This window comes from Acetobacter lambici (genome assembly GCF_011516885.1).
GTDB classification, from domain to species: Bacteria; Pseudomonadota; Alphaproteobacteria; order Acetobacterales; family Acetobacteraceae; genus Acetobacter; species Acetobacter lambici.
In genome coordinates this window covers 1-19,484 of sequence record NZ_WOTD01000014.1, presented here as the reverse complement: position 1 = coordinate 19,484, position 19,484 = coordinate 1, and the positions used below count along the sequence as shown (strand labels likewise).

The 19,484-nt window shown below is 50.0% G+C and carries 14 protein-coding genes and 2 pseudogenes; 9 read left to right on the top strand and 7 right to left on the bottom strand.

Annotated elements, in window-relative coordinates; genetic code table 11:
- Position 1: 1 nt before the first annotated feature.
- Positions 2-289 (bottom strand): phosphopantetheine-binding protein, encoded by a 288-nt coding sequence (locus GOB86_RS08195; RefSeq protein WP_338421520.1) that lies wholly within the window; start codon positions 287-289, stop codon positions 2-4.
- 28 nt (positions 290-317) lie between these two features.
- Between GOB86_RS08195 and GOB86_RS08190 the strand changes: the two genes are divergently transcribed.
- Positions 318-983, top strand: coding sequence for a COG4648 family protein (locus GOB86_RS08190; RefSeq protein WP_165991860.1), 666 nt, complete (start codon positions 318-320; stop codon positions 981-983).
- Here GOB86_RS08190 and GOB86_RS08185 read toward each other — a convergent pair.
- Complete coding sequence (locus GOB86_RS08185) at positions 934-1,674, bottom strand: glycosyltransferase family 2 protein (RefSeq protein WP_165991859.1); 741 nt, start codon at positions 1,672-1,674, stop codon at positions 934-936. The genes GOB86_RS08190 and GOB86_RS08185 overlap by 50 nt on opposite strands.
- A gap of 108 nt (positions 1,675-1,782) precedes the next feature.
- On the opposite strand from GOB86_RS08185, the gene GOB86_RS08180 reads away from it, so the two are divergent.
- On the top strand, positions 1,783-2,526 hold the full coding sequence (locus GOB86_RS08180) for a class I SAM-dependent methyltransferase (RefSeq protein ID WP_165991858.1): 744 nt from the start codon (positions 1,783-1,785) through the stop codon (positions 2,524-2,526).
- Positions 2,527-2,610: 84 nt separating this feature from the next.
- Here GOB86_RS08180 and GOB86_RS08175 read toward each other — a convergent pair whose 3' ends face one another.
- Positions 2,611-2,925 carry a hypothetical protein gene (locus GOB86_RS08175; RefSeq protein WP_165991857.1) on the bottom strand — a complete coding sequence of 105 codons (315 nt, stop codon included), beginning with the start codon at positions 2,923-2,925 and terminating at the stop codon, positions 2,611-2,613.
- A 221-nt stretch (positions 2,926-3,146) separates the two neighbouring features.
- Here GOB86_RS08175 and GOB86_RS08170 point away from each other — a divergent pair, with 221 nt between their 5' ends.
- Entirely contained in the window at positions 3,147-3,623 is a 477-nt protein-coding gene (locus tag GOB86_RS08170) for a YaiI/YqxD family protein (protein WP_165991856.1), read from the top strand.
- A gap of 111 nt (positions 3,624-3,734) precedes the next feature.
- Here the strand turns inward: GOB86_RS08170 and glsA are convergent, their stop codons facing one another.
- Positions 3,735-4,796 (bottom strand): glutaminase A, encoded by a 1,062-nt coding sequence (gene glsA, locus GOB86_RS08165; protein ID WP_198912031.1) that lies wholly within the window; start codon positions 4,794-4,796, stop codon positions 3,735-3,737.
- A gap of 1,262 nt (positions 4,797-6,058) precedes the next feature.
- Between glsA and GOB86_RS08160 the strand changes: the two genes are divergently transcribed.
- The gene (locus GOB86_RS08160) at positions 6,059-9,265 is read left to right on the top strand and encodes a cellobiose phosphorylase (protein ID WP_165991855.1); all 3,207 of its coding nucleotides are present in this window, start codon (positions 6,059-6,061) and stop codon (positions 9,263-9,265) included.
- Complete coding sequence (locus GOB86_RS08155; protein ID WP_070324350.1) at positions 9,213-10,145, top strand: IS5 family transposase; 933 nt, start codon at positions 9,213-9,215, stop codon at positions 10,143-10,145. Before GOB86_RS08160 ends, GOB86_RS08155 begins: the two co-directional genes overlap by 53 nt.
- 28 nt (positions 10,146-10,173) lie before the next feature.
- On the opposite strand, the pseudogene GOB86_RS08150 reads toward GOB86_RS08155, so the two are convergent.
- Both GOB86_RS08150 and GOB86_RS08145 read right to left on the bottom strand, forming a co-directional pair.
- Positions 10,174-11,082 (bottom strand): annotated as a pseudogene (locus GOB86_RS08150) (oleate hydratase); the annotation flags it as partial.
- Positions 11,083-11,525: 443 nt separating this feature from the next.
- Positions 11,526-13,400: a methyl-accepting chemotaxis protein gene (locus tag GOB86_RS08145; RefSeq protein WP_165991854.1), complete on the bottom strand. Its 1,875-nt coding sequence runs from the start codon at positions 13,398-13,400 to the stop codon at positions 11,526-11,528.
- Positions 13,401-14,334: 934 nt separating this feature from the next.
- On the opposite strand from GOB86_RS08145, the gene GOB86_RS08140 reads away from it, so the two are divergent.
- The 4 genes from GOB86_RS08140 (at position 14,335) to GOB86_RS08125 (ending at position 19,400) form a co-directional block, all read left to right on the top strand.
- Positions 14,335-15,549 (top strand): multidrug efflux MFS transporter, encoded by a 1,215-nt coding sequence (locus GOB86_RS08140; RefSeq protein ID WP_165991853.1) that lies wholly within the window; start codon positions 14,335-14,337, stop codon positions 15,547-15,549.
- A gap of 262 nt (positions 15,550-15,811) precedes the next feature.
- Entirely contained in the window at positions 15,812-16,720 is a 909-nt protein-coding gene (locus tag GOB86_RS08135; RefSeq protein ID WP_242012559.1) for a haloacid dehalogenase type II, read from the top strand.
- 50 nt (positions 16,721-16,770) lie between these two features.
- A complete protein-coding gene (locus GOB86_RS08130; RefSeq protein WP_165991852.1) occupies positions 16,771-18,771 on the top strand; it encodes an NAD(P)-binding protein in 2,001 nt (666 codons plus the stop codon).
- Positions 18,772-18,854: 83 nt separating this feature from the next.
- Positions 18,855-19,400: a lipocalin/fatty acid-binding family protein gene (locus GOB86_RS08125; RefSeq protein WP_165991851.1), complete on the top strand. Its 546-nt coding sequence runs from the start codon at positions 18,855-18,857 to the stop codon at positions 19,398-19,400.
- On the opposite strand, the pseudogene GOB86_RS08120 reads toward GOB86_RS08125, so the two are convergent.
- Positions 19,391-19,484, bottom strand: a pseudogene (locus GOB86_RS08120) (IS5/IS1182 family transposase); the annotation flags it as partial. The gene GOB86_RS08125 and the pseudogene GOB86_RS08120 overlap by 10 nt on opposite strands.

The window sequence follows — 19,484 nt, the reverse complement described above, 5'->3', positions numbered from 1 at the left end:
GTCACCCAGCAGTACGATTTGCCTGCACATACGCGCACAAGGACCGCAAAGAGCTAAAAATCTCTTGGTTATCCGGGTCTTCCGAGCGCAGGGTTACCCCATAATCACGCCCGACAAGCAGGGCAATTTCCAAAGCATCAATGGAATCAAGCCCCAACCCTTCCCCAAACAGAGGGGCGAGCGGGACGATTTCTTCAGCCGTTACTTCAAGCTGAAGTGCCGCAACAAGCCGTTCTGCAACTTCATGCTCAAAAGGCGTTTGTATTGTTGTTGAACGGGTCGTATTCACAGCATGTCTCATGTTAAATGCAGATATCATGAGTGAGCTAACACAAACGGACATTCGCGCAAAGCCAAGCTGGTTGAAAAAACACCCTCGTTTCCGGCGTGGGTCAGGCGTAATGCTTGTCTCTTTATCAATTCTTCTTGGGCATATGCCTCATACATTCCATGCAATAAAGCTGATTAGTGTGCTCGCCCCCCTCATGCAGTGCATGGCGCTTGCCCTGCTGACCCAGTATGTCAAATTGAGCACGGTTCTGGCGATAGTCCTGACTCCCCTGACCATATACTGGCCCCATCAGGTCATGGTTGTTGATGCCTGCGCCCTTTACGCTGCGTCTTTGGGTATGATGCTGTTTGTGTTTGGTCGATCTCTTCTGCCATCACAGCAGCCCCTTGTCTCTGTAATGGCCGGTCGCGTTCATGGCCCCTTACGTGCGGATATTGCCCGCTACACACATATACTGACTGCTGTCTGGACGACATTTTTTGCAGCAGCCCTGGCCACACCGCCCTTGCTGTTCTGGCTGGGGCCAAAAGGCACATGGCAATGGCCGCTGACCGGCGGTACATTTGCCGCAGCCTTGATGATGATGGTTGTGGAGGCTGGCGTAAGACGGCTTGTCATACGCAACTTCCAACACGTATCGCTTAGAGCGACCGTGGCGGCTTTCCGCAACACGCGCGCCACACCCATGTAAACAGCAACCTTAAATGCATAAAAATCAGCCGTGCATTATCCCGCACATAATGGAAGTGTGAAATTCCCCCCTGTTCAACATTAAAATACTGAACGGCAGCTGGTTTGTTGAGCGCAGGAACACCCTGCCAGACCATGCAAAGAGCAACCTCGGGGTCGAAATCAAAGCCACGCATGAAGCGTGATGCTTCAAGCACCGCTATCATGGCCTTCGCAGGATAAACCCTGAATCCAAACAGGCAGTCCTCAATGGCACCATGTGTTTCCATACCGATCAGGAGGTTAGAAAGCTTGCGCCCCCATACGCGCAGCGCAGGAGCTTCTGGCCCGAACACGGGCACCCCCAGCACCAGAGAACCGGGATTACGCTGGGCTACCGATATAAAATCGGGCACGGATTGCGCCGGGTGTTGGCCATCGGCATCCATGGTTAGGACATGTGTATAGCCCGCCCGCATGGCCCACTGCGCACCATGCAGAACAGCCTGCCCTTTGCCACCATTATGTGCCAGATGCAGGACTTTTAACCCCGGATGCAGCGGTAACATATCCTCCAGCGTCTGATCGCTTCCATCCGTACTGCCATCTGTTACCACCACAATATCCGGCCACACCGCCAGAACGCTGGCAACCGTCCTGCGCAACAACGCTCCCGAATTATAGGATGGAATAAGAACAATACAGCGGAACATGGCAGATATACCTGTAAAGCCAAAATCAGATAAAACGCGGCAAGACTGGTCCACATACCTCAATTACGATAAGAACCGAATACCCAGATCATTGAACCGGAAATGGTAATGTCCGAGCGCAGCCCCTGCCCACCTCACCCTGTCCTGCCCGACTATTACCTTACAAAGGGCGAGCACAGGCAATTTGTACGCTCTATCTTTGATCGGACGGCCTGTTACTATGACCGGATCAACTCGGTTTTCTCGCTTGGGTCGGGCAAGTGGTACCGGCGCTGGATGCTGCGCATGGCGGGGCTTCGTGCTGGGCAGACACTGCTTGATGTTGCAACTGGCACGGGTCTGGTTGCGCGTGAAGCGGCAACAATAACAGACATGAGCAATATTATCGGGCTGGATATGAGTGCCGGCATGCTCAGGCAATGCCGGAGTAAATTACCTATTCAGGCTGTTCTGGCGGATGCCCAGCTTCTACCCATCGCCCCAGCAAGCGTTGATATGCTGAGCATGGGTTACGCCTTACGGCATGTGCAGGACCTGCGGGCCACATTCTCCGGCTACCTTAAGGCCCTCAAACCCGGAGGGCACGTGCTGATCCTCGAAATTGGGCGGGCTGATAACCGTATTGTCCAGTTTTTGCTGCGATTTTATCTTGGTCGGGTGGTGCCTCTGCTATCTGGCGTTGCTGCCTCGCAGGAAAGCCGAACGCTCATGGCCTATTACTGGGACACGATTGAAGAGTGCGTGCCGCCTGCCCGTATTCTGGATACCTTGCAATCTGTTGGGTTTAGCAACGTACGCAAACATACCTCATTTGGCGTGTTCCATGCCTATATGGGCGAACGGCCGCTTTAAAACGACCGCCTACACCATAGCTACAACGCGTAAACCCTACAGGTTTGGAGATACTCTATGTGTAAAGAAGCTAAAAATCGCGCGTTATGAGGCACCCGATGGCAGGCAGGCCCCATGGAATTCACGGCGAGGGTGCTCCTGCTGTTCACGGAAAAAATTCAATGCTTCCTCGCAGGCTGCTCGTGTATAAAAATATGCTGTGATCATGGCATCTTCGTTATCCGGGCCACGCTGCGCCACCAGCACCCATAGCGGACGCATGGACTGCCCAGTTTCCCCATTCGGCGTTCCTGCAGAATATGGCGGAGTTGCTGCCATGCTGGGGGACGCAACAGCCACGCCCGCCACCACAAAACAGCCCAGCACAAAGCGCATGGTGCGCATAATATTTTTCTTCATCCGTGATGCTCCCGCAACTTAAATTCTTACAGAGCATCCATACTATGCTTATCGAAATATGAGGCCCCTGTTATCGCCTTATCTGGAATACAGAATTATCAATACAGCCCTTAATTAAACCAACAACGATTATGGACACTACTATTGATCTGGGGCAGCAGCAGCTCCAGAAATATCTCCCCCGTCTTGTCCCATAACTCCGGCTGCGGCAGATTATGGGAATGACACGTATTTTTATCGATTCTGATGCCTGCCCAGTTAAAGATGAAGTGTACCGTGTTGCCGGGCGTTATGGTTTGCACGTTTTTGTTGTTTCCAACCGGATGATCGCTGTGCCAGATACTCCGTTAATCGAGCGCATTGTGGTGGATGCTGGACCAGACGTGGCGGATGACTGGATTGCCGAACGCACCAAGGAGAAAGATGTCGTCATTACTGCCGATATCCCCTTAGCCGCGCGTTGCGTGGAAAAGGGAGCCTATGTTCTTGAACCCAAAGGCAGACTGCTCGATCGCGATGCAATAGGTATGGCGTTGGCCATGCGCAACCTTATGACAGACCTGCGCTCGGCAGGAATGATCACGCCCGGCAGCGCGGCGTTTGGAAGAGCCGACCGCTCCCGTTTTCTTTCCGAACTTGACACTTTGGTGGTGAAGGTTCGCAAACCCAGCATCCGGTTGGTCCCTCCACCAATGTAACCGACTACCAAAGAGTTGCCCTATGGTAACCGTCACAAAAATATTCTTTAACGCGCGGGCTATAAACACACCCCATACAAGCGATTGTATAAAAATCTCACCTTCGCATTGTTACTGTGATTGAGCAGAAAATATATTAGCGCCCAAAGATTCGGCAATAAACTGCACCGCCAGTTGCCCACGTACACTGTTCCCTGCGTCATCAAGGCGTGATGAGTAAACGCCAATAGCCAGCTTACCGGGAACAACGGCAACAATACCGCCCCCAACCCCGCTTTTTCCGGGTAGCCCAACTTTGAACAGCCATTCACCAGACGTATTATACAAACCCGCCGTTGCCATAACAGCTAGCACACGCGCACTCGTTGGAGCATCCACGACAGTTTGATGAGTCCGCGGATTTGTTCCGCCATTAGCCAATGTGGCCCCCATGGTTGCCAGATCAACCGCATCCACATCGTAAGAACATTCACGCGTATACAGATCAACCGTTTCCGAAGGGTCTGCATAGAGATGACCATAACTTTGCAGGAGCACGGCAATAGCCTGATTATGCTGGTTGCTGGCCATCTCTGACTGGTAAACATCATCATTAAGATGCAACTGGTGCCCCGCAAATGCGGATGCGGTATCAAGCACACTTTTCCACCGCATATCCAGCGTTTTGCCCTGAACGAGACTGGCAGTTGCAATTGCCCCAGCATTGACCAACGGATTGCCGGGAGGGGGGCTTCCCCCTAGCTTGTCGTTATTCAGTTCCACGGCGAGCACAGAGTTAAACGGCAACCCGGTTGCGTTAACACCGACTTTACCCAGAATATTCTGCGCGCCCTGCTTGTGCAGCACGTCTGCCAAAGTAAAAATTTTAGAAACCGATTCCACGGGGAACGGGTGCCCGGCATCCCCAACCCTGAAGATTCGTCCATCAACTGTTACAATAGCAATGCCATAAAGTTTACTATCCGCCTTGGCGAGATAAGGAATATAATTAGCGTTCTTTCCTTCTGTTACAGACCTATATTTATCATAAGCCTGCTCGATCGTTTTTTGAATAACAGTCGAAGACATCGACTGAGGTTTTTCCTTGGCATCAGCACTCCCCAAGGGCAATAATAAAAAACAGCTTATCAATATTGAAGAAGAACATATTTTTATAAAAAAATTGCCTCGCATTCGATACATCTTTCCAAAATAAATTATGTAGCTTTTATCAGTATGCCTATTGATAATTTAATAAAAAATAAATTCCAATCATTTTCCAAAATTATATTAATTCATACAAAAATCAGACTGTTAGAGCCCGATTTAAGCCTATATCACCCGATAATATAAATTGTGGACATCAATCAAATAACCTCCCCATCAAGTGAATTTCTTAAAGGAAAGACGTATTTCCCAAGAAACTCCAAAACCATTACGCCAACAGTGTAGGATACATCCCCCGGAAGTGAAATACATGCCAATACAAGCGCCTTATTACAGTATGGCAGCTAAGTGATTGCTCGTTATTGAAGTTCATATTTTGTTATGCTTTATAAAACATGGACATAAGTTTGGAATGACGTTCCAAAAATTTCATTCCAGCCTCCTGAGGCTTCGACCGGCAATAAGTGCGGAATGGGTGCGTATGTGGCGAATTCATTAAAAACCAAAGCCATTTCCAGACTAAAAAATGGTAACTGGCTGTCTATCGTGTCTACAGAAGAGCAGCATGATAACGGATATGCACATATCGTTCGTGTTGTAGAGACGACCGATGGCTGTTTTTACAATACGACAGAAGAAAACGTGGTAGCAATCCACTCCACGCATAGACGTTGCATCACCCCCCGCAAGGGATGCCAGTGCTGTTCAGACTGCCATCAATACGTAGTCTCACAAAACAGAGCACAAGAAATATTCAACCGGATTGCCACCCTAATCCGATTTTTATCGGAGGCCGATATCCTCTCAAAAATGCAAGAGGAAATATTAAATCATGAACGTAAGAGGTATAGCATAGTCATACAACGCGCTAGCAGACAGCGTATCTTAACCTCCTTGTGCAGTATGCACGTTAATTATAGCCAACCACTCCCAGATAACCTCATAGTTCGCAGCTAAGCGTTTTATCCTGATCTTCATTCCAATAAAAATTCTTAAAATAATTTCAAGTGCATAACTATAATGCAAATTATAATTTAATTAACATAGTTGCGTGGAAATTAATATTAAAAACCCTTCGTTATCAGCATAACAGAATAATGTTTAAATTCTTCCATGCCCACCTTAGACGGCACGAAACTTTCTCTTTTAATGCGCGTTTAGAATAATTATAATTCATAAGTTAACATAATTTCACACATACGATAAAGACAACGCCCGGATCAGTACAATGCTTTTTTCTTATTAAAGTCAACAATCAGAGGAAATTGTGCCCGTGAAGGAAGTCAAAAATGGTTCTTTTTTTCAAAAAACACACTTTCTTCCCCTTGTTATGGCAGGATGACAAAATTATTCGATCTGATCTATTTGGATCAGACCGACTTTACCTTCATGCAAAAAACTTAGCCGAAGCCCATAAGGATTTGCTCCCTGCGCAGCGGGATAATGCCCTGACTGAACGGCTCAAAGACAATGCCCGAATTTTATTAAGTTCCAATATTCGTCTGTCTCAAGCCTCTCTGGCGGGAGAGGAAATCACGCCAGCGGCAGAATGGTTTATTGACAATTATTATTTTATAGATGCACAGATACAAAATATAAAATTAGATTTTTCATATAAATCCTACAAAGAACTTCCCAAACTTTCTACGGGTACATTTACACCTCTACCTCGTATTTTTGAAATAGCCTGGGCTGTAGTTGCTCATACAGACAGCCATATTGATGCAAAAACCCTCTGTCTTTTTTTAAATACGTATCAGACAAAGAGACCCCTGCTCATCAGGGAAATATGGGCTGTTCCCATCCAGATTAAGATGATCCTGATCGAAAACCTTCGACGTATTGCCGAAAAAATTTGTCAGAACCTGAGTGACCGAGAACAAGCGGACCAACTGGCCAATATTGTTCTAGCCAGTTCACGCCCTAGTACAACCAGAATACTGAAAATTCTTGCCAGAACTCAGGTCGAAAAATTGAATTCTACATTCCTGCTACAATTTGCGCATCGACTGAGGGGCAGAGAACCACAAAAAGACTCTGCTTTTTTGTGGTTGGAAAATTTACTTCAGGAAAAAGGCACTGATATTGACCGAATAGTGCATGATGAATTGCAGGAGCAGAGCGCTCTCAATGCTACAATTCGCAATATTATCACAAGCATGCGGCTAATGATAACACTCGACTGGAGTGAAATCACAGAAAAAACAAGTTCTGTTAGTAAAATACTTTACCAATATGATAATTTTTCACAGATGGATATTTCCACTAGAAATCTGTATAGCCAATCCATAGAAATCCTCGCCAAAGGATGCCGACATACTGAATGTGATATCGCGCAAAAAGTTGTCGGGCTTGCTGCCAGAACAAGCGCGCAAAACTTGTTGGGCCTCCGACGGGCAGATCCCGGTTATTATCTTCTGGCCGAAGGTCGCCACGACCTTGAAGTCGAGCTTGAATACCGCGCCCCACTACGAGTAAAACTCGCGCAGCTATGCCGCATTGGCGGCATAGCTGGATACAGTATTATCATCACAGCATTATCTTTTTCTATTATTTTCATGTCACTTTTTTTATTACACCACCACTTATCGACATATAATTTATTATTCCTTTTTATTCTTGGTTTTATCCCTACAACAGATGCCGTCGTTGCCGGTGTAAACCGCTTTCTGCTCTGGGCGCTCAAAGTATCCGAGCTTCCGGCTCTGGAACTCAAGCATGGTGTGCCTGCAAATTTACGCACTCTGGTTGTGGTGCCAACACTGCTGACAAGACGCTCATCCATACAGGAAATGATCAAACGGCTTGAAAAACACTATCTGGCAAGCCGTGATGGCGAAATCTATTTTGCACTCCTGACAGATTGGACCGATGCATCCACACAGTTCCGCCAAGGTGATTGGGACATTCTTGACGTTGCCACACAAGAAATAGCGCGCCTGAACCAGACCTATCCCCCCGGGACCGCCGGAGTCCGCTTCCTTATCCTCCATCGCAAACGGCAGTGGAGCACTTGCGAGGGCAAATGGATCGGGTGGGAGCGCAAACGTGGGAAGCTACATGAACTCAACCGTTTGTTACGGGGCGCCACAGACACCAGTTTTATAAACCTTTCCGAGCAGACTGTCCCCCAGAATGTAAAATATGTCGTGACGGTAGATTCCGATACACGCGTACCACACGAGGTCGTCAGGCGTTTGGTTGGTAAGCTTGCCCACCCTCTTAACCGCGCATATTTTGACCCCATAAAAGGGCGTGTCACGGAAGGATATGCAATTCTCCAGCCCCGTGTGACCCCATCCTTACCGGAAGCATGGAAAAGTACACTCTTTCAAAGAGTGTTTTCAAGCCCGAACGGTATAGAACCTTATACTGCCGCCGTATCCGATTTATATCAGGATATGTTCGCGGAAGGGTCTTTTGCTGGAAAAGGCATTTACGAAATTGATTCATTCGAAGCCGCTCTGGCTGGCAGGGTTCCCGAAGGCACTCTGTTAAGCCACGATCTTTTTGAAGGTGTTTTTGCCCGCGCCGGTCTAGTCAGTGATATTGAAGTTATAGAAGATTTTCCAACAGATTATCTTGTTTCCGTCTCCCGCCTTCATCGCTGGGTGCGGGGGGATTGGCAACTTCTTCCATGGATATTTTCTTGGATGGGATACTGCCCGACCATTCGATTAAAAACCCAACCTCTTGCCGGCATTTCGCGCTGGAAGATGCTGGATAACCTACGCCGCAGCCTGTCCGCCCCCATGGCAATCGCGGCTCTTTTTACCGGGTGGTTTCTTGATTTTCGGAGCGCGTTAATCTGGAGCCTCTATATTTTCTCAGCCCTTGCCATTCCGGCACTCCTACCACTTCTGATTGATATTCTGCGGCATAGGCGAGGGGAAACGGTTCTAAGTTACCTGTCACTCTTCACACTCAATGCCAGACGCGCGATCCTTACGATCGGTCTCAACTTCACATTCCTTGCCGATCAGGCCTGCCTGATGGGGGATGCTATTATCCGCACATTAGGACGTGTGTTCATAACCCGTAGGAACATGCTGCAATGGATAACAGCCGCACAGGCAGCCAATGCACCAAAGGAACAAATTCCAGGCTACTTCCATCATATGAGTGGGGCTGTTTTGCTTAGCCTTGCCGCGTTGGGAACAATGTTTGTGGCACCCCACCTGGTCTGGCTTGTCATTCTTCCTTTTGCTTTAAGTTGGTGTCTGTCCCCGGTTATTGCATGGAAGGCAAGCCAGTACAGTGCCTCTGCGCGCAGACTGGAAGCAACCGAAAGCGAAAGTCTTTTCCTGCGGATGCAGGCCCGAAAAACATGGTGTTATTTTGAGACCTTTGTCTCCGCCACAAACCATGACCTCCCTCCGGCTTTGTTGCAGAATTTATGGTGGCAGGATTCACCGAGTGAATCCTATCTGGTAACGGGAAGGCATGAGCAAGCCGCAGCCTGTGACCTATCGAACGACGAACTGGCCTTCCTATAACGCGGCGCTGAAGAAGCGTGGGTCTCTAATGGTGTGGTTTGATCCGGCGATGACCTGGGGAGGCCTGTCAACGGGGCGGCGGGGACGGCGACGGAGTTACAGCGATGCCGCGATCCAGACCTGTCTGACGCTGAAGGTTCTCTTCGGCATGGCCCTGAGGCAGGCGACCGGTTTCGTCGAAAGCCTGCTTCGCCTGGCTGGACTGGCGTGGCATGTACCGGATTTCAGCACGCTGAGCCGGCGGCAGAAATCCCTGACAGTCGATATTCCCTATGGTGGCTCGGGCGGACCGCTTCATCTCCTGATCGACAGCACCGGGATCAAGGTCGAGGGAGAAGGCGAATGGCACAGGCGTAAGCATGGCGGCTCGAAACGTAGGATCTGGCGTAAACTCCACATCGGGATTGACGAAGGATCACTGGAAATCCGGGCCGTCGAGATCACGGGCAACGAGGTCGGTGATGCCCCGGTTCTGCCGGGACTTCTGGCCCAGATCCCTGATGACGAGACCATCGCGAGCGTCATCGCCGATGGCGCGTATGATACCAGGCAATCCCATGAAACCATCGCCGACCGTGGCGCCCAGGCTATCATTCCGCCTCGGAAGAACGCAAAACCATGGAGCCCCACATCACCGGGGGCCATCGCCCGCAATGAAGCTCTGCGGGCCTGTGGGCATCTCGGTCGGGCCATCTGGAAACGATGGAGCGGTTATCATCGAAGAAGCCGTGTCGAGACGAAAATGCATTGCATCAAACTTCTCGGTCAGCGCCTGACGGCACGGGACTTCGACCGTCAGGTCACGGAAGTTCACGTCCGTATCGCCATACTCAATCGCTTCACAGCGCTCGGAATCCCCCTCACGCAGGCCGTCCGGTAAAGAACAGAACATCAAAGGACTCATCACGACCGCATGCCGAATTCTGCAACAAAGCCACCATGGAACCGTTAGTTACAAAAACCAGCTCTTCGGGAGTTAGATCAACCCCGGCCACAACACCGTTTTCCAACCAATCTATATGCGTAGCGACCTTTTTTCCGCTCAATGTGTCCACGACAACATTCGTCACCCGCACCCCATGCCGAAACACCACCCCCTGACCAGCCAGCCATGTAGCTAGCGGCAGACTTAAGGATTCCTGCTGGTTGTATTTTGTGAATTTAAGCGTACGCAGGTCTTTCAAACCGAGGATCTGGTGTACAAAACGCGCTAGATAGCGTTTCATTTCCACTGCACTGTGCCACGTCTCAAAAGCAAACATCGAGCGCCAGAATAGCCAGAAATTGGACGCCATAAAATCACCGGACAGCACATCACTAATGGTTTTGCCCGCAAGCTTGTCCTCATCAGCTAGAATAAGTGCGATAATCTCCCGCCGGGCCTTGCCAGTCAGCGTCAGACTGTGGCGGTCGGGCACAGGCTGCCCCTGTCCGCACATGGCCCGCAGGGGACTGCTGCTGGGGTCCAAACGATTGAGGTAATAAAACTCATCAAGCACCGTGCCATCTGGCATCTCCAGCGAGGGAATGGAGCGATACAGGTCCCACAGACACTGGAACTGCTCCTCCATTTCCCGCCCTCCCCGGATCAGCCAGCCGGTCTGGGCATTGCCCGCACCATCCAGCGCTCCACCATTCTCATCCGATGCCTCGAGAATGGTAATCATGGATGGAGCCATACCCGCATCCCGGATAAGGAAAGCCGCAGCCGCCATACCTCCCAGCCCGCCACCAACAATCCATGCTGCTTTTTTTTCCACACCTTCAGGTTTTAAGGGGCGGACAAAAGCTTCAAAATTACCATGGGCGTATCTCATGGCACATTCTGTCTTTCAGAGCCGGGAACGGCCTGCGGTAATGCCACACCCGACCAAAACCTGCTTGGTTCCCGCATGATCCTGTTGCGCGTATTCCCTTCGCACAACCGACAGACTACCCGAACGATCACCAGCATGCGCTCTCAGCAAAAACGCATGCTGATAATGCACTCTTGCGAACGAATATTTCTGATTAATATCTATCGCCCGCCTCTCCCCCAAAGTGTGTATTCATGTTAGTCCTATCACTTGGCCCACCTCTATCCCTATCGCGTCGATGGTCATGATGATGCCGGTGTGTGCATGCCGCTAACATCAATCCCGTCAAAAGCAGCACAGTGACCTGAGAGAGAGTTTTCATGCTTACCTCCTTTATTGCCGCTTGTTTTCGACCGTAGGGCCACTATCCAAGAGTTTGCCTCTCCAATACCTTCCAAGGCAGTTCATTCCGCAACAAGCTGAAGAGACACCGGCCGACTGGACAATTGCCCCGCTTTTTTATCCAGTCGCATCATGTTACCCAGCTCAAAACGACCAACAAGTTTCTGCAATTCACCGGACATGATCGCCAGATTATGGCTAGCCGCAGCACTTTGTTCCGCCACGGCTGCATTCTGTTGCGTTGTCTGCTCCATACTGGTTATCGCAACGTTTAACTGCATGATGCTGGTCGCCTGATCCTGCGCTGCCGTTGCAATATTCGAAACCAGTTCGCTAATCTCACCCACCTGCCCCACAATTCGGTGTAGAACGGTCCCGGTTTCCTTTACGGACAGAACCCCGGCTTTGACCTGTTCGGTTGAACCGTTGATCAGAGACGATATCTCCTTCACAGCCTCTGCCGAACGATGTGCCAGTTGGCGCACCTCAGACGCGACAACAGCAAAACCGCGCCCGGAATCACCTGCCCGCGCGGCTTCCACGCTGGCATTCAAGGCCAGAATATTGGTTTGGAACGCCACATCGTTGATCAGCCCGATAATTGTGGAGATTGCTTTTGATGATTCGTCAATTCTGGACATGGCATCAATAGCTTGCCCCACCACAACTCCAGCATGGTCAACATCTTTACGGGAGGTGTTAACAACTTTATGGGCGTGCTGGGTTTCCTCTGTGGTCTTCTGCACGCGTTGTGTGATCTGCGTCAGTGCGACAGATGTCTCTTCCAGAGTAGCAGCCTGCTGCTCTGTTCGACGGGAAAGATTATCCGCAGCCGTTGCCAGTTCCTGCGTACTGTTGCCAATACTATGCGCCGAGCCAGAAACACCCATAAAGGCGCCAGCCAGTTGTTCGATGGACTGATTAAAATTTTCTCGAAGAGGTTCAAGATCGGGGGCAAATCTTGTCCTAATCTGAACGGACAGGTCTCCCCCCGCCATTTTCTGTAGTCCATCAGCCAGACTGTCCGTTGCAACCTTCAGTTGTCGCGCCGCTTCCTCAGTTCTTTCCTGCGCAACCCGACGCTCAGATTCCTGCCTGCGACGTGCATCTGCTGCTTCACTCTCCAGACGAGCCTTGTCAATTGCTGCCTGCCGGAACACTTCAACTGCTCCGGCCATCGTCCCGATTTCATCGCGGCGCTCTATATACGAAACCGGCGTCGCTGTATCTCCCTCAGCTAGAACCCGCATAGACTGGGTGATCACAGGCAAAGGTCGCAGCAACCATGCCGTGACCACACCCATGCCAACGGTGGCCACAAGCATCACTCCAGCCGAGACCAGTGTGAGAGTCCATAAAAACCCACTAATTACGGCGTCAGCCTCGTCGCCTCTGATCGCAACGTTGAGCACGCCCTTAACCTTGCCTTCAGGGGAAAAAATAGGCTGATATACCGTGTAAAAATTGCTACCGAGAAGCACCATAGGCCCTTCGTAAGAGTCCCCTTTCACGATAGCTTTATAAGACGAAGCATTGTGATCAAGCGGCGTATCAAGAGAACGCTGGTCCCTCTCACTTCCATTCATCATACGGCGTATAAAATCGGTTCCGTTACTATCCGTGACAAACAGAACGGTTCTTCCGCCTGTTACGCGTGAAATGTCGTCAGCCATACCGTGACCATTGACCGGCAATGGCACGGTATCGGCCGTTATTCTCTGTATCGTGCCATCAGCATTCCATGTCACATGGATTCCGGGCATATCCCGTTGCAAAAGGCTCACCGCTGCCCGCATTCCGGCATGCAACTTGCCCAGCAAGGCCTGCTGCATCTCATCGCGCACGAGATGCGTCACTTCCGCAACCACACATATTGCAGAGACAAAAAGAAAAATAGTTGTAGCTAAAACAATTTTCTGAACAAGACCGAATTTCATAGTGCGGAAACCCACTGAGTTTTTACGTGTTATAGCGAGGAAAAACGACCTTCATTTCCGCATCTAATAGCATATGTATCTTAACCAGCCTCTACAATTCACTCCGGAAAATACATACGAATTTTTTATAAAAACTTGTTATTATAACTCATGAAAATTACTTTTATGCATTAATTTACCCAAACAATCTCTTCAAAAATCACATGAATGTGTAGAGGCTGGACATGAGGCGGCATAAACGCCCGTTCCCATTAACATTGTGCCCAAACTGATCTGCGCAGATCGTCTCCTGCGCCCCAAAAATAATAAGCGCTTTCGGTAGAGATGAAATTGGATATTTAGAGATAAAGTAACCGTATATCGACGCTGTACCCATTGAATATAACCAGTATCGATGGAGATGTTTTTTACCCACGATGATCGGGGAATGTTTGTGATTTCTATTTCACATAAAATCTTACTTTACATTCCTGTCATGGTTTACCCCCAATACAGGACATGCCAATCGATGAGTTCGGTTGTAAAGAAACAGTAAAGTAGCAGGCCCCTCGAACAAGGTCCAAAGAACGCCTTCGCACCCACGCCAGCTCCTTATCTGGAAGAGCGGGGACATACCCCGGATAGAATATATGATTGAAGGGCGAGATACGGTACGCTTCCTCGCACAGTAAAAATCTCATGCGTTATTTGCTCAGGTCAAACGAAAAACATCTCAACAAACCTGATGCAACTTAGTTTTCTGAACATACAATAACTTAACAATCCAAAAACTTGTCGAGACATGGAGCCATGTCAATGGCAAAAGCACTATCCCCCGAGGGCTGCCCATGCACTCAAACTATTTTTTTCTTGACCCTTGATTAGCCCATCTTCTAGAAAAATTTTTCTTTCATTCCATAAAAACTGTGAATCTTTTAAAAATTGACTGGGCCGTATGCATCATAACACTCAGTCTGAATATCAGAAACCCTACTGGCGGCATAATCTGGTTGTTTGCTTATTTGGTTCTTTCGCAACCTTGATCGCCATGACACTGATATTGCCGTTCCTGCCATTATATGTGGAACAACTTGGCATCGATGGGCAGGCAGACATTGCCCAGTGGTCAGGCATTGCTTATGGAGCAACTTACCTAACTGCCGGGGTGGTCGCACCCGTATGGGGACGACTGGGGGATCTGTACGGACGCAAATCCATGCTTGTGCGGGCCAGTTTGGGAATGGCCATTACCATAACGCTCATGGGTTGCGCCACCACGATCTGGCAACTGGTCGGATTGCGACTTCTGGCAGGCATCGCCGGAGGCTACTCATCTGGCGCCATGATTTTGGTGGCATCACAAGCACCTCGCAGTCAGTCAGCCTGGGCGTTGGGGCTCCTATCCTCGGGAGTAATGGCGGGCAATCTGATCGGCCCTCTAGTAGGAGGGTTCTTACCGCCACTTGTCGGTATCCGCATGACATTTATTGGCGCAGGCAGTCTGATTTTTATAGCGTTTCTTGCGACCCTTTTCCTGATAAGGGAGACGCAGCCACCGCCCAGAAAACATTTACAAACCAGAATCCACTGGTCAGATATTCCAAACAAACCGCTCATGATCACCATGCTTGGAACAGGCTTACTCCTGATGGTGGCCAATATGTCGATCGAGCCAATCATTACACTCTATATAAGATCTTTGACTATCGACCCAACCCGTGTGACGCTTATTGCCGCACTGGTTATGTCCGCAGCAGCGTTAGGCAGTGTTCTGTCAGCCTCTTACCTTGGCCGTGTAGCCGACAAAAAGGGCCATAGCGTCATTATTGTAAGTGCCCTTGCCGTCGCCAGTTTACTGCTGATACCGCAAGCCTTTGTGACGGCAGGATGGCAGCTTATTGGATTGCGGTTTTTGATGGGGCTTTCGTTAGGAGGATTAATGCCCTGCGTTACGGCAGTTATCCGGCATAACGTACCAGACCATTCTGTCGGTGTTGTTCTGGGTTATGCCGTGTCTGCGCAATTTGTCGGGCAAGTTGTGGGGCCATTGCTCGGTGGCTTCATCGGGGGGCAGATTAGTATGCGTTTTGCTTTTCTGGGAACCAGCCTCCTGCTGTTTTTGGGCGCAATTAGCAACTGGCGTGTTCTGCACATGCCACAAAAACGTTAAAGTCCGACAAATTACGCAGGGAGTTTCAGCCTCCCTGAAAATAATGCACAAACCGGCATCTCAGCATGGATTATGGGCATAACCGTCAAGCATACGGTCCGCCACATAACGTGCTCAGCCATTCAGTCATTCCGTAAATTTAGGAATCGCCTCCTCCATCAGCAGGCGGGAATCCCCACATTCTGCCGTTTACGGTACATGAACGATATTATATTTCGTTTCTTTATCGGAATATAATAGAACGAAGCGAACGGCTGATGCCATGCTTTGCAAAGAAATACCCAGTGGTTTTGTTATGAAGAGATTGTCTGATGCGGAACACTCAATCCTCAACGTAGCGTATCAGAAAAAACGCACTATGCCGCAGACCAAGAAAACATCCTTTTTCTTTCCTGGTCATCATCAGAAAAGAAAAAGGATGTTTTCCAACGAGATGGAGCACATGATGAAATTAAAAGACTTTAAGGTCCTGACTTTTGATTGTTACGGAACTCTAATCGACTGGGAAACAGGCATTATCAATGCCTTAACGCCATTGACATCGCGGTTGAAAACACCCCTCAGCCGTGACGAAATCCTGCAAGCCCACGCAAAATATGAATCCCGCCAGCAAAAGTGGACCCCCGGCCGCCCCTACCCTGCCATTTTATCCAGCGTCTATCGTCGCCTTGCGGAGGAATGGGGAGTTTCTCATACAGTATCCGAGGCTCAGGATTACGGAAACTCTGTTCCAAACTGGCCTGCTTTTCCAGATTCCACCGAGGCGCTAACGTATCTGAAGCAGCATTTCAAGCTGGTTATCCTTTCCAATGTCGATGCCCGCTCTTTCAGCGGCAGTAATGCCCGGCTGAATATTGCATTTGACGGCATTTACACTGCTGAGGATATTGGTTCGTATAAACCATCCATGCGTAATTTTGAATATATGCTGGAATATCTGGCCGACATCGGACTAGCTCCCTCCGATGTGCTCCACACGGCAGAAAGCCTGTTCCACGACCATCAGCCTGCCAACAAAGCAGGGCTTACATCTTGCTGGATCTACCGCCGCCACGCGCAGAACGGATTTGGGGCGACAATGGACCCGGGGGCAATGCCCAAAATTGATTTCCGCTTTAATTCCATGATGGAACTTGCCAAGGCACATCAAAAAGAAATGATGGAAGGCTGATTTTCTTTTTCCTCTCCCCCCCTTTGATATCCATGGTGTTGAGATCATAAATGAAAAATAGCGATAAAAAGCTGGGCATGGGTGTCGCAATTTCACGTCGTGATATGATCCACGGCGTGACCGCAGCAGCACTTGGAGCGTCTCTGGCGCGATCACATATGGCTCAAGCGGCGAAGGAGACCGCAAAGCCGTCTCCTCTCACCAATCATGCCACGCAAACTCCGGTTTCTGCCACGACCTACCCCCCCTTACGCAATGGCATGCGTGGCGCGCATCCCGGAGCATTCGAGGCGGCACATGCACGCCGAGACGGCGCCCCATACCCAGCCCCCCTGCCAACAGGCGAGACCTATGACCTCGTTGTGGTGGGCGGTGGCCTGAGCGGTCTGGCTGCGGCATGCCTCTACCGTCGGCGTTTTGGCGCGGATACACGGGTTCTGGTGCTAGACAACCATGATGATTTTGGGGGGCACGCCAAACGCAACGAATTCGTCAGCGATGGGCGTACTCTTATGACCACCGGGGGATCGGCTTATTTTGTCGCACCTGACCAGTGGACAGAAAATACCAAGGCATTTGTCAAAAGTCTTGGCGCGGACTTTACGATAAAACGTAAGGAAACCAATCCTTTTGCCCAGTTAGGGCTGCGACCAGCCAGCTTTCTCCCGCATGAGAGTGGGGGCGATGGAAAACTTTACCCACATGTTCGGTTTACCGATCCGACATTGGAGTTCCTGCAAACAGCGCAACTGCCACCGCGCGTAAGGCAGGATCTGATCGCTGTCTACCATGGCACGGTTGACTATATGGCAGGCATGACAAAGGAGCAGAAAATCCAGCGCCTGCAAACCATCACTTACAAGCAGTATCTACTGGATTATGTAAAAGTCGCGCCAGAAACCCTGCCATGGCTACCTGGTGTGTGGTGCCTGAGCAAAACAGCTTCCAGCGCATGGTTTGCCTATTTCCGCTATGCTCCCGGTTTTTCAACACTGGGAGTGGAACGCGCCCCCTATTCGCCTGAATCCCCCCAGAGTGCGGCAGCAGACTTTCATTTGCCCGCAGGCAATTCTGATCTGGCGCGCCTTATGGTGCGTGAACTGGTGCCACAGGCCTTACCACAGGGAACATGGCAATCACTGGAAACAACACGGGTTCTCTACGACACGCTTGACCGCCCCACGGCACCCGCCCGCATCCGGCTGAGCAGTATTGCTGTGCGGGTTCAACATGTTGGCCCAGAACCTGTGGGACTATTCGAGCCCGATACACGTCAGGTTGCAGTTGATTACATCCGGGATGGCAAGTGCCTTCGCGTTATGGGCAAGAATGTTATTCTTGCTGGCAACAACAACATGATCCCCTATTTGTGCCCGGAAATGCCCGAGGAACAAAAAACCGCCCAGCACAAAGCCGTCCGAGCCGCCAACCAGATTACCACTGTTCTGATACGGAATTGGGAAGCCTTCCAAAAAGCTGGCGTCAACCGCGTGGATACACCAACACGGTTCTTTGCCAGTTTTGCGCTGGATGTTCCGTGGGCAAAGAATGATGGCATCCCCGATATGGACCCAAAGAAAGGTGTTCTTGTAACATTTATGACCGGCACCAACTCGGGTATTCTAAATAACGAAACCATGACCCGAACTATTCTGGGGTATGACATGCCGGACAAGCTGAGCATGCAAGAACAGTTCAGAATGGTACGAATGGGGCTACTGCAAACACCATTTGCAACATTTGAACGCGCCGTCCGCAGCCAGATGAACGACGCTCTTGGGCCTTATGGTTTTGACGCCGCACGCGACATTATGGGCATTACCGTTAACCGTTGGCCGCACGGTTTTGCCATGGCGCAGAACTCTCTGTTTGATCCCCCCAGCCCTACTGGCGAGCAACCCTGCGAAATAGCCCGCCGACGGTTTGGCCGGATTTCCATCGCTAATAGTGACGCATCTGGTCAGGACTTATGTAATACCGCCATTGATCAGGCATTCCGTGCTGTAGAAGAGATCGTCCCTCATAATTACGGTTATTATAACAGGATATAGCATTGCCGCTAAAGGCTGACACTTCGCCACGGCATCTGAGCCGTCGTGGAGCATGCTACGATCCGCAATAACCTGGAGCCATAATGGATATGAACACGAAAGCTTCCATATTCCGCTTTTTGTCACCCAAGGTTGGGGTGGCCATGTTTTTGGCTCTTGCCATGGCGCATGTTACCCCCACTGCCCACGCGGCAGAGGAACCGTGGCATGGTACAGATGCGCTCCAGCAGGTGCCAAACGCTTTGCTTGGGCCGTGGAAGGCAGACATTGCGGCGTCTCATTATACAGACCCGCCACCGCGCAAAGCGTTGCGCTTTTTTTCCTATACCGAAGGAGGAAAAGTCCTCGTTTCTTTCATGACGCTGAATGCAAAAGGTCAATTCAGCTCTGGCCACTGGGCTGCACAGGTGGATGGGACACCCGCAGTTGAATACCATAGCCAAGGAGGTTCAATTCCGTTCAATGTCGTGTATTTTACAAAAACTGATGACTATAATTACCATCTTGTAGTTAAACGGAATGGTAAACTGGAAATAACTGCCGATTACAGCCTGTCCAAAGATGGTAAGACTCTGTCATACCGTTATGGCGGCACAGAGGTAAGAGCCCTTTTGGAAATTCACGGATGAGCGTTTCGGCGTAGCATGAGGCTTCCCATGGCGATGTGGATCATGGCCTCTGCGACGTCGATCCGCTGTTCGTAGTCCTTCACA